Origin of the sequence: Stenotrophomonas sp. PS02297, from assembly GCF_029959705.1 — a bacterium.
In the GTDB taxonomy this organism is placed as follows: domain Bacteria; phylum Pseudomonadota; class Gammaproteobacteria; order Xanthomonadales; family Xanthomonadaceae; genus Stenotrophomonas; species Stenotrophomonas nitritireducens.
Genome location: NZ_JASCOS010000102.1, coordinates 1 through 12,555 on the forward strand (window position 1 = coordinate 1; position 12,555 = coordinate 12,555).

14 protein-coding genes are annotated in these 12,555 nt (G+C 70.7%); 8 read left to right on the forward strand and 6 right to left on the reverse strand.

Annotation, left to right across the window (positions count from 1 at the left end):
- A partial coding sequence (locus QMX80_RS15345; protein ID WP_282277951.1) for a transaldolase family protein occupies positions 1 to 680 on the forward strand: 680 nt, incomplete at its 5' end.
- Positions 681 to 1,234: 554 nt separating this feature from the next.
- On the opposite strand, the gene QMX80_RS15350 is transcribed toward QMX80_RS15345, so the two are convergent.
- From QMX80_RS15350 to QMX80_RS15365, 4 genes are read right to left on the reverse strand one after another with little or no spacing between them, the layout of a single operon-like run.
- Positions 1,235 to 1,747, reverse strand: a complete 513-nt coding sequence (locus QMX80_RS15350) for an NAD(P)H-dependent oxidoreductase (protein WP_282277953.1) — start codon at positions 1,745 to 1,747, stop codon at positions 1,235 to 1,237.
- 1 nt (position 1,748) lies between these two features.
- Positions 1,749 to 2,399 (reverse strand): peptide-methionine (S)-S-oxide reductase MsrA, encoded by a 651-nt coding sequence (gene msrA / locus QMX80_RS15355; protein ID WP_273081534.1) that lies wholly within the window; start codon positions 2,397 to 2,399, stop codon positions 1,749 to 1,751.
- Positions 2,400 to 2,432: 33 nt separating this feature from the next.
- A complete protein-coding gene (locus tag QMX80_RS15360) occupies positions 2,433 to 2,699 on the reverse strand; it encodes a DUF2007 domain-containing protein (protein ID WP_282277955.1) in 267 nt (88 codons plus the stop codon).
- A 15-nt stretch (positions 2,700 to 2,714) separates the two neighbouring features.
- A complete protein-coding gene (locus QMX80_RS15365) occupies positions 2,715 to 3,383 on the reverse strand; it encodes a glutathione S-transferase (RefSeq protein WP_273080669.1) in 669 nt (222 codons plus the stop codon).
- Positions 3,384 to 3,481: 98 nt separating this feature from the next.
- On the opposite strand from QMX80_RS15365, the gene QMX80_RS15370 reads away from it, so the two are divergent.
- The 7 genes from QMX80_RS15370 to QMX80_RS15400 all read left to right on the forward strand — a co-directional run bounded on the left by QMX80_RS15370 (position 3,482) and on the right by QMX80_RS15400 (position 10,029).
- Positions 3,482 to 5,233, forward strand: coding sequence for a glutamine--tRNA ligase/YqeY domain fusion protein (locus QMX80_RS15370; RefSeq protein WP_282277958.1), 1,752 nt, complete (start codon positions 3,482 to 3,484; stop codon positions 5,231 to 5,233).
- Positions 5,234 to 5,406: 173 nt separating this feature from the next.
- Complete coding sequence (locus QMX80_RS15375; RefSeq protein ID WP_282277973.1) at positions 5,407 to 5,967, forward strand: nucleoside deaminase; 561 nt, start codon at positions 5,407 to 5,409, stop codon at positions 5,965 to 5,967.
- Between the two features lie 61 nt (positions 5,968 to 6,028).
- Positions 6,029 to 7,078 (forward strand): 23S rRNA (cytidine(2498)-2'-O)-methyltransferase RlmM, encoded by a 1,050-nt coding sequence (gene rlmM, locus QMX80_RS15380; RefSeq protein WP_282277960.1) that lies wholly within the window; start codon positions 6,029 to 6,031, stop codon positions 7,076 to 7,078.
- Between the two features lie 344 nt (positions 7,079 to 7,422).
- Positions 7,423 to 8,337: an SMP-30/gluconolactonase/LRE family protein gene (locus QMX80_RS15385; protein WP_282277962.1), complete on the forward strand. Its 915-nt coding sequence runs from the start codon at positions 7,423 to 7,425 to the stop codon at positions 8,335 to 8,337.
- Between the two features lie 79 nt (positions 8,338 to 8,416).
- Positions 8,417 to 9,139: a hypothetical protein gene (locus tag QMX80_RS15390; RefSeq protein WP_282277966.1), complete on the forward strand. Its 723-nt coding sequence runs from the start codon at positions 8,417 to 8,419 to the stop codon at positions 9,137 to 9,139.
- Between the two features lie 125 nt (positions 9,140 to 9,264).
- A complete protein-coding gene (locus QMX80_RS15395) occupies positions 9,265 to 9,576 on the forward strand; it encodes a hypothetical protein (protein ID WP_057505361.1) in 312 nt (103 codons plus the stop codon).
- Positions 9,577 to 9,669: 93 nt separating this feature from the next.
- A complete protein-coding gene (locus QMX80_RS15400) occupies positions 9,670 to 10,029 on the forward strand; it encodes a hypothetical protein (RefSeq protein WP_057505377.1) in 360 nt (119 codons plus the stop codon).
- A 403-nt stretch (positions 10,030 to 10,432) separates the two neighbouring features.
- On the opposite strand, the gene QMX80_RS15405 is transcribed toward QMX80_RS15400, so the two are convergent.
- Both QMX80_RS15405 and QMX80_RS15410 read right to left on the reverse strand, forming a co-directional pair.
- Positions 10,433 to 11,611 carry a UbiH/UbiF family hydroxylase gene (locus QMX80_RS15405; RefSeq protein ID WP_282277969.1) on the reverse strand — a complete coding sequence of 393 codons (1,179 nt, stop codon included), beginning with the start codon at positions 11,609 to 11,611 and terminating at the stop codon, positions 10,433 to 10,435.
- A partial coding sequence (locus QMX80_RS15410; protein WP_282277971.1) for an FAD-dependent monooxygenase occupies positions 11,608 to 12,555 on the reverse strand: 948 nt, incomplete at its 5' end. The genes QMX80_RS15410 and QMX80_RS15405, both read right to left, overlap by 4 nt.

The window sequence follows — 12,555 nt, forward strand, 5'->3', positions numbered from 1 at the left end:
TTTCCACCGAGGTCGATGCCGACCAGGCCCACGACACCGAAGCGACCATCGCCAAGGCGCGCCAGTTCATCGCCATGTACGAGGCGGCCGGCGTGCCGCGCGGCAAGGTGCTGATCAAGATCGCCGCCACCTGGGCCGGCGTGGAAGCCGCGCGCGTGCTGCAGGCCGAGGGCATCGACTGCAACCTGACCCTGATCTTCAATCCGACCCAGGCGCTGGCCTGCTCGGAAGCCGGCGCATTCCTGATCTCGCCGTTCGTCGGCCGCATCCTCGACTGGTACGTGGCCAACGGCCAGACCCCGGCCAGCATCGACGAAGACCCGGGCGTGAAGTTCGTGCGCGGCGTGTATGCCGAGTTCAAGCGCCGCGGCTCGGCCACGGTGGTGATGGGCGCCTCGTTCCGCTCGACCGCGCAGATCGAGGCGCTGGCCGGCTGCGACCGCCTGACCATTTCGCCGGACCTGCTGGAGAAGCTCGACGCCGACCAGGGCGAGCTGCCGCGCAAGCTCTCGCCGCAGCCGGCCGAAGTGGTCGACGTTGCTGCGATCGACGAAGCGAAGTTCGACGCCGACATGGCCGCCGACCCGATGGCGACCGAGAAGCTGGCCACCGGCATCGATGCCTTCGCCAAGGATCTGCACACCCTGCGCCAGCGCATCGCTGACGAACTGGCTGCCTGATCCATCCGCGGGAGCGCACCTTGCTGCGCTTCTGCAGGGTTCGCGGGTCGGGGTTTCCCGGGCCGGCTCAAGGGCGGGCGTCGAGGGCGTTACCCCGATCTGCCTGCCAGGCCCTGTAGCGCCGGGCAACGCCCGGCGGGCTTTCCCGGTGAAGCTCCAGCGGGGCGTTGCCCCGCTCTACAAGAAGCAGATTGCTGGGGCTCTGTAGCGCCGGGCGGCGCCCGGCGGGCTTTCCTGGTGAGGCCCCAGCGGGGCGTTGCCCCGCTCTACAAGAAGCAGATTGCTGCGGCTCTGTAGCGCCGTGCAGCGCCCGGCGGGCTTTCCTGGTGAAGCCCCAGCGGGGCGGTGCCCCGCTCTACAAGAAGCAGATTGCTGCGGCTCTGTAGCGCCGTGCAGCGCACGGCGGGCTTTCCTGGTGAGGCTCCAGCGGGGCGTTGCCCCGCTCTACAAGAAGCAGATTGCTGCGGCGTTGTAGCGCCGGGCGGCGCCCGGCGGGCTTTCCTGGTGAGGCCCCAGCGGGGCGTTGCCCCGCTCTACAGCGTCGTTGGCTGGCTTCAGAAGATTCCGATTTCCAGCCCTGCCGCCAGCAGCGCGCCCAGTTCGCGGCCGCGCGCCAGTTCCGCTTCCGGCAGCACTTTCCGTGCGGCAATCGCTTCCGGCGTCTGTGCGTGGGTGCAGACCAGCACCGGCTCGGCGACTTCACGCAGGCGCAGGCCGGTGGCGATGCGCTGCAGCTGGGCGATGCTCGGGTGTCCGTCCGAACCGGCGCACACCACCAGCGCATACGGCTTGCCGTCGCAGCGCCCCAGCAGCGGGTAATAGCTGCGGTCGAAGAAATCCTTCATCGCGCCACTGATCGAGGCCAGCGTTTCCGGCGTGGCGAACACCACCGCATCTGCGGCCAGCACGTCGTCGGCGCCGGCTTCGGCCGCCTGCAGCAGCCTCACGTCCAGCGCATCGCCGGCGTTTTCGCGCGCCGCGGACGCGACCGCTTCGGCCATCGCCCGGGTAGCGCCGGTGAAGCCATGCCACACCACCAGCAACCGGCGTGGCGCAGCGTTCGTCACTTCAGGCGCCCAGCCCGATCGGGCAGCTCACGCCGGTGCCGCCGATGCCGCAGTAGCCGTTCGGGTTCTTGGCCAGATACTGCTGATGGTAGTCCTCGGCGTAGTAGAACGGCGGCGCCGGGTATGCGATCTCGGTGGTGATGTCGCCGTAACCGGCCGCGCCCAGCTGCAGCTGGTAGGCCTCACGGCTGGCGATGGCCGCCTCGTACTGCGCCTGCGAATGGCAATAGATCGCCGAGCGGTACTGGGTGCCGGTGTCGTTGCCCTGGCGCATGCCCTGGGTGGGGTCGTGGTTCTCCCAGAAGGTGCGCAGCACCGTGTCCAGCGCGACCTGCGCCGGGTCGAACACCACGCGCACCACTTCGGTGTGGCCGGTGAGCCCGGAACAGACTTCGTCGTAGGTCGGGTTGGGGGTGACGCCGCCCTGGTAGCCGACCGCCGTGGTCACCACGCCCGGCAGCTGCCAGAACTTGCGTTCGGCGCCCCAGAAGCAGCCCAGCCCCACGTCCAGCACCTGCAGGCCGGCAAACTCGCCGCGCAGCGGCTGGCCATTGACGTAGTGCACGTTGTGCAGTGGCAACGGGGCTTCGCGCCCCGGCAATGCCTCTTCCGGCCGCGGCAGGCGCTGCTTGAACGCGCCGATGCCCAACAGCCCTTGTCCGATACCCAACATGATCCGCTCCTCTCAGGCCGGCAGGAGGCCCGGCGCTTCGTCATCGTCACAGATGGGGCCGGCCTCACCCTCGTCCAAGCCCAGCGCCGCGACGATGTCGTCCGCCTGCGGCTTGGCCGGGTCCGGCACGCAGACCCGCAGCAGGCCGAACAGCGGCAGCTCGCCACCGGCGCCCAGCAGCGATTCGCCGAACACGAAGGCCGGGATGCCGGCGTCCTCCAGCGCGTGCTTGACCAGGTGCGCGTCGAACAGGTTGCTTGTCTGGTAGACCAGTTGCATCGGGCGTCTCCGCAGTCAGGCCGGGCGGCACAGGGCGTCGGTGGCGGCCACGCGCTCGCTTTCCTGCTCCGCCGCCCGGCGCCACTGGCGCAGCGCCGGCAGGGCGAACAGCGCCTGCATGTAGGCCGCGGCGGTGTCGTCCACCGCCACGCCATAGCCGTCGAAGCGGATCGCGACCGGCGCGAACATGGCATCGACGATGCCGAACCCGCCGAACAGGAAATCGCCGCCGGCACCGTGGTCGCGGCGCAGTTCGCGCCACAACGCCTGCACGCGGTCGATGTCGCGCTGCGCGGCGGCGTCCCAGCGGTAGGCGTCGGGCCGGCGGCGGCTGTTCATCGGCAGCTGGGTGCGCAGGGCGGTGAAGCCCGAATGCATTTCCGCCGCGGCGGCGCGGGCCAGCGCGCGCCGGTGCAGGTCGGCCGGCCAGCCGTTGCCGCCCAGCCAGCGCTCGTTGGCGTATTCGCAGATCGCCAGCGAGTCCCAGACCGCCAGCTCGCCGTCGCGCAGGGCCGGCACCTTGCCGGTGGGCGAATGGCGCAGGGCCTGGGCGGCGAAGTCCGGCGCGTCCAGCGCCAGCCGCACCTCGTCGAACTCCACCCCGAAATGGCGCAGCAGCAGCCAGGGGCGCAGGGACCAGGAGGAGTAGTTCCTGTTGCCGATCACCAGGACGGGGCGGTTCATGGGCGCAACCTGCGGGCGGGACTCCCAGCATAGCGCCGCTCCGGCAGCCGGCGCCCGGCTCGGCTAAACTTGCGTTCTTTCAATACGCTGCGCCCCCAATGTCCGAGAACACGCCTGCCGCTGATGCCACGCCGGAGAACGCTCCCGCCGAAAAGCGCGACTTCATCCGCCAGATCGTCCGCGAGGACCTGGCCAGCGGCAAGCACACCGCGATCAAGACCCGCTTCCCGCCCGAGCCCAACGGCTACCTGCACATCGGCCACGCCAAGTCGATCTGCCTGAACTTCGGCATCGCCGGCGAGTTCAGCGGCGTGTGCAACCTGCGCTTCGACGACACCAACCCGGCCAAGGAAGACCCGGAGTACGTGGCCGCGATCCAGGACGACGTGCGCTGGCTGGGCTTTGCGTGGAACGAGCTGCGCCACGCCTCGGACTATTTCGACGCCTACTACCTGGGCGCGCAGAAGCTGATCCGCCAGGGCAAGGCCTATGTCTGCGACCTGTCGGCCGAGGAAGTGCGCGCCTACCGCGGCAGCCTGACCGAACCGGGCCGGCCCTCGCCGTACCGCGAGCGCAGCGTCGAGGAGAACCTGGACCTGTTCGCGCGCATGCGCGCCGGCGAGTTCGCCGACGGCGCCCGCACCCTGCGCGCGAAGATCGACATGGCCAGCGGCAACATCAACCTGCGCGACCCGGCGATCTACCGCATCAAGCACGTCGAGCACCAGAACACCGGCAACGCCTGGCCGATCTACCCCATGTACGACTACGCGCATGCGCTGGGCGACGCGCTGGAAGGCATCACCCATTCGCTGTGCACGCTGGAGTTCGAGGACCACCGCCCGCTGTACGACTGGTGCGTGGACAACGTCGACTTCGCCCACGACGACGCGCTGACCCAGCCGCTGGCCGACAAGGGCCTGCCGCGCGAAGCGGCCAAGCCGCGCCAGATCGAGTTCTCGCGCCTGAACATCAACTACACGGTGATGAGCAAGCGCAAGCTGATGGCGCTGGTCACCGAGCAGCTGGTGGATGGCTGGGACGACCCGCGCATGCCGACCCTGCAGGGCCTGCGCCGCCGCGGCTACACGCCGTCGGCGATGCGCCTGTTCGCCGAACGCGTGGGCATTTCCAAGCAGAACTCGCTGATCGATTTCAGCGTGCTGGAAGGCGCGCTGCGCGAGGACCTGGACAGCGCCGCGCCGCGCCGCATGGCGGTGATCGAGCCGCTGAAGTTCGTGCTCGCCAACCTGCCCGAAGGCCATGAGGAAACCCTGACCTTCTCCAACCACCCGAAGGACGAATCCTTCGGCGAGCGCCAGGTGCCGTTCTCGCGCGAGCTGTGGATCGAGCGCGAGGATTTCGCCGAAGTCCCGCCCAAGGGCTGGAAGCGGCTGGTGCCGGGCGGCGAAGTGCGCCTGCGCGGCGCCGGCATCGCCCGCGTCGATGAGGTGGTGAAGAACGAGGCAGGCGAGATCGTCGAGCTGCGCGGCTGGCTGGACCCGGAATCGCGCCCGGGCATGGAAGGCGCCAACCGCAAGGTCAAGGGCACCATCCACTGGGTCAGTGCGAAGCACGCGGTGGAGGCGGAGGTCCGCCTGTACGACCGCCTGTTCTCGGTGCCGAACCCGGACGACGAATCCGAGGGCAAGACCTATCGCGACTACCTGAATCCGGAATCGCGCAGGGTCGTCACCGGCTACGTGGAACCGGCTGCGGCCAGCGCCGTGCCGGAGCAGTCGTTCCAGTTCGAGCGCACCGGCTACTTCGTCGCCGACCGCCGCGACCACCGCGCGGACAAGCCGGTGTTCAACCGCAGCGTGACCCTGCGCGATACCTGGGCCGGCTGATCCCATGGTGGCGGGCATGACGCCTGCCGCCGCCCGTTCCCCCTAAAGAAACCACGCCCGTGCCCGCGCTGCGGCCGGGCCGCGCGGCCGCGCCCTGCACGGTCCGCCTGGGCGTGCCGGGCTACACTGGCCGCCGCATTCCCCTGTTCAACGCTCACGAGGCACCACCCCGCATGCTGTACGCGCAAGTCCACCTGACCCTCCCGGCCTGGATCCATGAAGTCGTCGATACCAGCCGCGTGCATGCGGGCGACGATGCCAAGGTCGCGCTGGCGATCGAGCTGTCGCGGCTGAACGTGGACGCGCAGACCGGCGGTCCGTTCGGCGCAGTGGTGTTCGGCCCGGACGACCGCGTCATCGCCGCCGCGGTCAACCGCGTGGTGCCGCACTGCACCTCGCTGGCCCACGCCGAGAACATGGCCTACATGCTCGCGCAGCAGCGGCTGCAGACCCCGCGCCTGAACGACACGCTGTCGCCGGTGACCCTGGCCACCTCCTCGCAGCCGTGCTGCCAGTGCTATGGCGCGACGATCTGGGCCGGCATCGACCGCCTGCTGATCGGCGCCAGCGCCGCCGACGTCGAGGAACTGACCCCGTTCGACGAAGGCCCGCTGCCGGCCGACTGGGTGGGCGAACTGAACCGGCGCGGCATCGAGGTCGTGCAGGGCCTGCACCGCGACGCCGCCCGCGCGGTGCTGCGCCATTACGGCCAGAGCGACGGCGCGCGGTATTGATCCCGCATGCCCTTCTCCCTCGGGGAGAAGGGATGCCTCCCGCTTCATTCCAAGGACTCACATGACCGGCCTGCTGTGCTACTGCCGCCAGGGTTTCGAGCCTGAACTGGCCGCCGAACTGACCGAGCGCGTCGGCCATGCCGGCATCGCCGGCTATGCGCGCACGCAGCGCAACGACGGCTACGTGGTGTACGTCACTGACGAAGCCGCCGCGCTCGACCGCGCCCTGCCCTGGCGTGGATTGATCTTCGCCCGGCAGAAGCTGCGCCTGCTGGCCGAGCTGCCGCAGCTGGACCCGGCCGACCGCATCAGCCCGATCATCGCCGCACTGCAGGGCCAGCCGCGCTTCGGCGAGCTGTGGGTGGAACACCCCGATTCGGACGCGGGCAAGCCGCTGGCCGGGCTGGCGCGCAGTTTCGGCAATGCGCTGCGCCCGGCGCTGCGCAAGGCCGGCCTGCTCACCGACAAGGACAACGGCAGGCTGCCGCGGCTGCACGTGGTGTTCGTCGATGGCACCCATGCCTTCGTCGGCGTCGCCGACACCCGCGACAGCGCGCCCTGGGCGCTGGGCATCCCGCGCCTGAAACTGCTCCCGGAAGCGCCCTCGCGCTCGGCGCTGAAGCTGGACGAGGCGCTGCTGACCCTGCTCACGCCCGAGGAGCGCGAAGCGCTGCTCAAGCCCGGCATGCGTGCAGCCGATCTCGGCGCGGCTCCGGGCGGCTGGACCTGGGTACTGACCCGCCAGCACCTGCGCGTCACCAGCATCGACAACGGCCCGCTGCGCCAGCACGTGCTCGACACCGGCCTGGTCGAGCACCTGCGCGCCGACGGCTTCCACTGGAAGCCGGAGACCGCGCTGGACTGGATGGTCTGCGACATGGTCGAACAGCCGCGCAAAGTGGCCGAGCGCATGGCCACATGGCTGCGCGAAGGCTGGTGCCGGCACGCCATCTTCAACCTCAAGCTGCCGATGAAGAAGCGCTGGGATGAGACCCGCCTGTGCCTGGACCTGTTCGCCGCGCAGGCCGGCAGGCCGCTGACCATACGCGCCAAGCAGCTGTATCACGACCGCGAGGAGATCACCGTGCTGGCGATGCCGGCGCGCGGTTGACCTGCTTTTCCCTTCACCCTGCGGGGTGAAGGCGGGCCACCGGCCCGCATACGACTGCAGGCCCGGCGCGCTGCACCGAGCCGGGATGCGGATGAGGGACAAACGGAGTCTAGGATGCCTGGACCACCAGGACTTCATCGCTCCCAACCCTGCATCGCGCCCTGGCCCACGCCAGCGGCGTGAGCGCTCCAGGCCACATGCACCGGTGGTGCGCACGCAGCCGCAGCAGGAGAGGCGTTGTCCTCCGTGCCAGGCAAGCCCGGCACCTGCGCAGTGCGTAGTTGCCCCCGCAACCACCTGCCGCTTCCACGACACGGCTCTGGCACACTGCGGACCTTCCCCGCATGGAGAGCGCCGCCATCGTCCGTCACCTCCTGTTGCGCCCTGCCGCCGCCACGCTGTGCCTGGCCCTGTGTGGCAACGTCGCCGCAACGCCCGATTTCGTCGTCCGCGACCATGTCGGCGACGGTGTGTTCACCACCGGCATCGAAGGCCCGGCCACCGGCCCGGACGGCGCGCTGTACGTGGTCAACTTCGGCCGCGACGGCACCATCGGTCGCGTCGATGCGCACGGCAAGGCCGACCTGTTCGTCACCCTGCCCGAGGGCAGCGTCGGTAACGGCATCCGCTTCGCCGCCGATGGCGCGATGCTCGTGGCCGACTACAAGGACCACGCGGTCCTGCGCGTCGATCCGGCCACGCGCACGGTATCGGTGTTCGCACGCCTGGAAGGCGCGCACCAGCCCAACGACATCGCGCTGGCGCCGGACGGCACGCTGTATGCGAGCGACCCGGACTGGGCCAACCCGGACAACGGCCAGCTGTGGCGCATCGACCGCGATGGCAGCGCCCACCGGGTCGAGTCCGGCATGGGCACCACCAACGGCATCGAGGTCAGCCCCGACGGCCGCCGCCTGTACGTCAACGAGAGCGTGCAGCGCAACGTCTGGGTGTACGACCGCGATGCCGCCGGCACGCTGTCGGGCAAGCGGCTGCTGATCCGCTTCAACGACCACGGCATGGACGGCATGCGCTGCGATGCCGACGGCAACCTGTATATCGCCCGCTACGATGCCGGCGTCGTCACCATCGTCTCGCCGAACGGCGAACTGCTGCGCGAGGTGCCGCTCAAGGGGCGCAAGCCGACCAACGTGGCCTTTGGCGGCAGCGACGGCCGGCAGGTATTCGTGACGCTGCAGGACCGCGGCGCCATCGAGACCTTCCGCGCCGACCGCCCGGGGCGTGAATACGGGCACTGAGGCCGGGGCGCCGCCCGCGCGCGGCGTCTCAATCCGCGCAACCGCGATCGGGCATGCTGTGACCCTTGGGAGGACACGCATGCACGCCATCGAACTGAAGGACCCGGCCGGCTTCGGCAATGAATTCCTGCGCCTGACCCTGCTGCAGGGCTTCCAGTCGCTGACCAAGCGCGACCTGGAACTGCTGATCTTCGTGCTGCTAGAACGCGACGGCGCCATCGACCGCGGCGATTCCAACGCCAGCGTGGCGCTGCAGCTGCGGGTGACGCCGGCCAAGGTCAAGGGCCTGCGCCGCGACGGCTACGCGCGCTGGCGCGCGCTGGTGCCAGAGGAGGCCGACGCGGCCCTGCAGCGCATCGTCGCCACCGTGCTGACCGAAGCCAACCTGCGCTCGGGGGCAAAGCATGTGAGCGAGCGCAGCCGCAAGGAAGGCTTCCTCGCCATCCGCATCGAGCACCCGGACGACGCGCAGCGCTTCGAGCAGGCCATCCTCGAGGTCGGCGCGCTGCCGGTGTACGAGCGCAACCGCGAGGTGGTGGCGGTGCGCTTCGACACGCTGCTGAAGATTGCCGAGCGCTGGGGCTACCTGCAGCCCGATCCGCAGGCGACGGTGGCGGCCTTGAAGAAGCTCGCCCCCACTTCGGAGGAGGTGGCCGACCTGCTGAAGAAGGACATCACCCAGTTGCGCTGGGACGACGTGCGCCGCGCCCTGAACAGCCTCGGCGCCAAGGCGGTCGGCTCCACCGTCGAGGGGGGCCTGAAGGGCCTGCTGAAACTCGCGTTTCCGTTCATTCCGGGCTGAGCGCGGCACCCTCCGCAGCCCTGAACCGGCGGCAACATTCAGCCGGCCTGCATGCGTTCTTGCGGCCGGCTTAACAGTGGCGGGCCAAGCATCGTGCGCGTGGTTTTACTTTCAGGAGTCCGCCCATGAACCTCTCCCGCTCCCTGCTTCCCGCCCTGTTGCTGTGTGCCGCCGCCAGCGTTCCGGCGCTGGCGCAGGAAACCGGCAAGACCACGCTCACCGACAAGGGCACCCCGGTCACGGTCACCTCGGAAGAACCCGATTCGATCCGCGGCGACTACCATATCGACTTCGCCAAGCTGGACCGCAACCACGACGGCTTCATCAGCCGCGAGGAAGCCAAGGCCAACCCCACGCTCGCGCGCGAATTCGATGCGCTCGACACCCACCACACCGGCCGCCTGAGCAAGGCGCAGCTGGAGGGCTGGATGAAGTGAGGACGGGCGGGCCGGCAGGCGGAATCCCGTCGTCCGTGTGAGAGGTTGCCCGTGATCCACCGCTGCTTTCCCGCCATCGCCCTGCTGCTCTCCATGGTTCCGGCCGTGTGCGCGCAGGCGCAGAACGCCCCGCGCGATGCGGCCGTGACCGCGCCATTGCCGGCGGCACCGGTCAACGTCCGCGCCCAGCCGCTGGCCAGCGGCGCGGTCACCCATCAGGTCCAGCTGCCGGCCGAACCCGGGCAGGCGGCAGTGACGGTGCGCTCGATCCAGCCGGACAGCGTCGTCGGCAACTACCGCATCGATTTCGACGCGCTCGACGTGGACGGCGACGGCTTCATCAGCCGCGAGGAAGCGCAGGCCAACCCGGCGCTGGCCGACGAATTCAACGCACTGGACAGCGCGCGACGCGGCAGGCTGACACGCGAACAGCTGGCCGGCTGGCTGCGGTAGAGCGGGACAACGCCACACGGGAGCATCACCGGGCAGGCCCCGCCGGGCGTTGCCCGGCGCTACACAGCCGCCGCGATCCGCCCGTGTAGAGCGGGGCAACGCCCCGCTGGGGCATTACCGCGCAGGCCCCGCCGGGCGTTGCCCGGCGCTACAAAGCCACTGCGATCCACCCGTGTGGAGCGGGACAACGCCTCGCGGGAGCATCACCGCGCAGGCCCCGCCGGGCATCGCCCGGCGCTACAGAACCGCCGCGATCCGCCCGTGTAGAGCGGGGCAACGCCACGCTGGGGCATTACCGCGCAGGCCCCGCCGGGCGTTGCCCGGCGCTACAAAGCCACTGCGATCCGCCCGTGTAGAGCGGGGCAACGCCCCGCTGGGGCATTACCGACCGCCCTACCCGGCATCACAGCCCCGAGGCGCGCTTCCAGAACAGCGACAGCAGCGGCGGCATGCGCCCGGCCAGGCCGAGCAGCGCGCCGCGCGCCAGGGTCAGGTGCATCTCGTCGTTGGAGAACACCTTGTTGATCGCGTCGAAGCCGTAGGCGGCCACCGTGTTGTCGCTGCGCCGCACCCGCGCCCAGCGCCGCAGGCGGTGCGGGGCGGTCCAGTCCGCTCGCCGCTGGCGCGCGTCGCGTACCAGGTCGCGCAGCCCGGCCACGTCGCGCAGGCCGAGGTTGACGCCCTGCCCGGCCAGCGGATGCACCACGTGCGCCGCGTCGCCCAGCACCAGCACGCGCCCGGCGACATAGTCGCTGGCCAGCTGCCGGCGCAGCGGGAAGGCCGCGCGCGGCGAGGCCGCGCGCATCGCGCCCAGGCGACCGGCGAAGGCGTTGGTCAGTTCGCGGCCGAAAGCCTCGTCGCCCAGCGCCAGCACGCGCTCGGCCTCGGCGTCGGGCAGGGTCCAGACGATGGAGCTGCGGTGCTTGTCGACCGGCAGCACCGCCAGCGGGCCGGTATCGAGGAAACGCTGCCAGGCGGTGGCCTCATTCGGGCGCTCGCTGTCCACGTACCCCACCACGCCACGCTGGCCATAGTCGTGGCGCGACACGTCCAGCCCTGCAAGCGTGCGCAGGGTGGACTCGCCGCCGTCGGCGGCGATGGCCACGGCCGCGTCGATGCGGCGGCCATCGTCCAGGCGCAGGCGCACGCCGCGTTCGTCCTGCTCCATCGACTCGACCCGCGCCGGGCAATGCAGATGCACGCCGGCCGCCGGCAGCGCCGACCACAGCCGGTCCACCAGCAGCCCGTTCTCGACGATCCAGCCCAGTTCGCGGCGGCCCAGCGCATCGGCGTCGAAGGCCAGCTCGCCGCCACCGGCCGCGTCCCATACGCGCATGCGCAGGTAGGGATGCGCGCGCGCCTGCGTCACCTGCGGCCACACCCCCAGTGTTTCCAGCAGCGCCGCATTGTCGTGGGCGAAGGCGAACACGCGCAGGTCCGGCCGCTGCGCCGACCATGGCGACGCTTCGCGCCCTTCCACCAGGGCCACCTGCAGGCCTTCGCGGGCCAGCGCCAGCGCACAGGCGGTGCCGACCACGCCGCCACCGACCACCACCGCATCCAACACTCCACGCCGGCTCATCGCGCCTGCCTCCTGCACAGTTCGGGCACCTGCCCGCGGAATCCCATCGCGCCGCCGACCAGGAAGGACTGCAGCGGCGCGGCCTGCGCGGCCGCCACCAGGCCGAGGCTGCGCAGCGGCCGCAGCAAGGGCGCCGCGTTGCCGGTCAGGCGCGCCAGTCCGTCGGAGAAGGCCAGGGTCTGCTCGCGGTCGGGGCCGCGGCGCTGCACGTAGGCCTGCAACAAGTCGTCGGTACCGGGGTCCTGCTCAGCATCGCCAATCAGTTCGGCCAGGGTCAGCGCATCGCGCAACCCGAGGTTGAAGCCCTGCGCGCCCAGCGGATGAATGGTCTGCGCGGCGTTGCCGAGCAGCAGCGCGCGCTCGCCGACCAGTTGCTGCGCCAATACCTGGATCAGCGGGTAGGCGCTGCGCGGGCCACTTTCCAGCAGCCGCCCGGCGCGCCAGCCAAGCACGTCCTGCAGACGCGCCAGCCACGCCGCGTCGTCCAGCGCCAGCACCGCTTCGGCCTCGTCGCGGGCCACGCCGTGGACCAGGCCGTAGTGGCGGTCGCCGCGCGGCAGCAGCGCGGTCGGACCGGTATCGGTGAAGCGCTCCCAGGCGGTGCCGTCCGGCGCCCTGGCCGTGCGCACCCGCGCCACGAACAGGGTCTGCAGGTAGTCGTGCTCGCTGGCGGCGATGCCCAGCGCCTGCCGCACCGCGCTGCGGGTACCGTCGGCGCCGACCACCAGCCGGGCGCGCAGCCGGCGCTCGCCGGGCGCGTCGGCGATCAGCACCTCGCGGCGGCCATCGGCGCATTCGCCCAAGCCGACGAATTTCGCCGGGCGGTAGCGGGTCAGGTGCGCCAGCTCGCCGAGCCGTGCCTCCAGCGCGCGCCCGAAGTCGCGCGCCCCCACCACCTGGCCGAAAGCGTCGCGGCCATAGTCGCCGGCATCCATCACCACGCG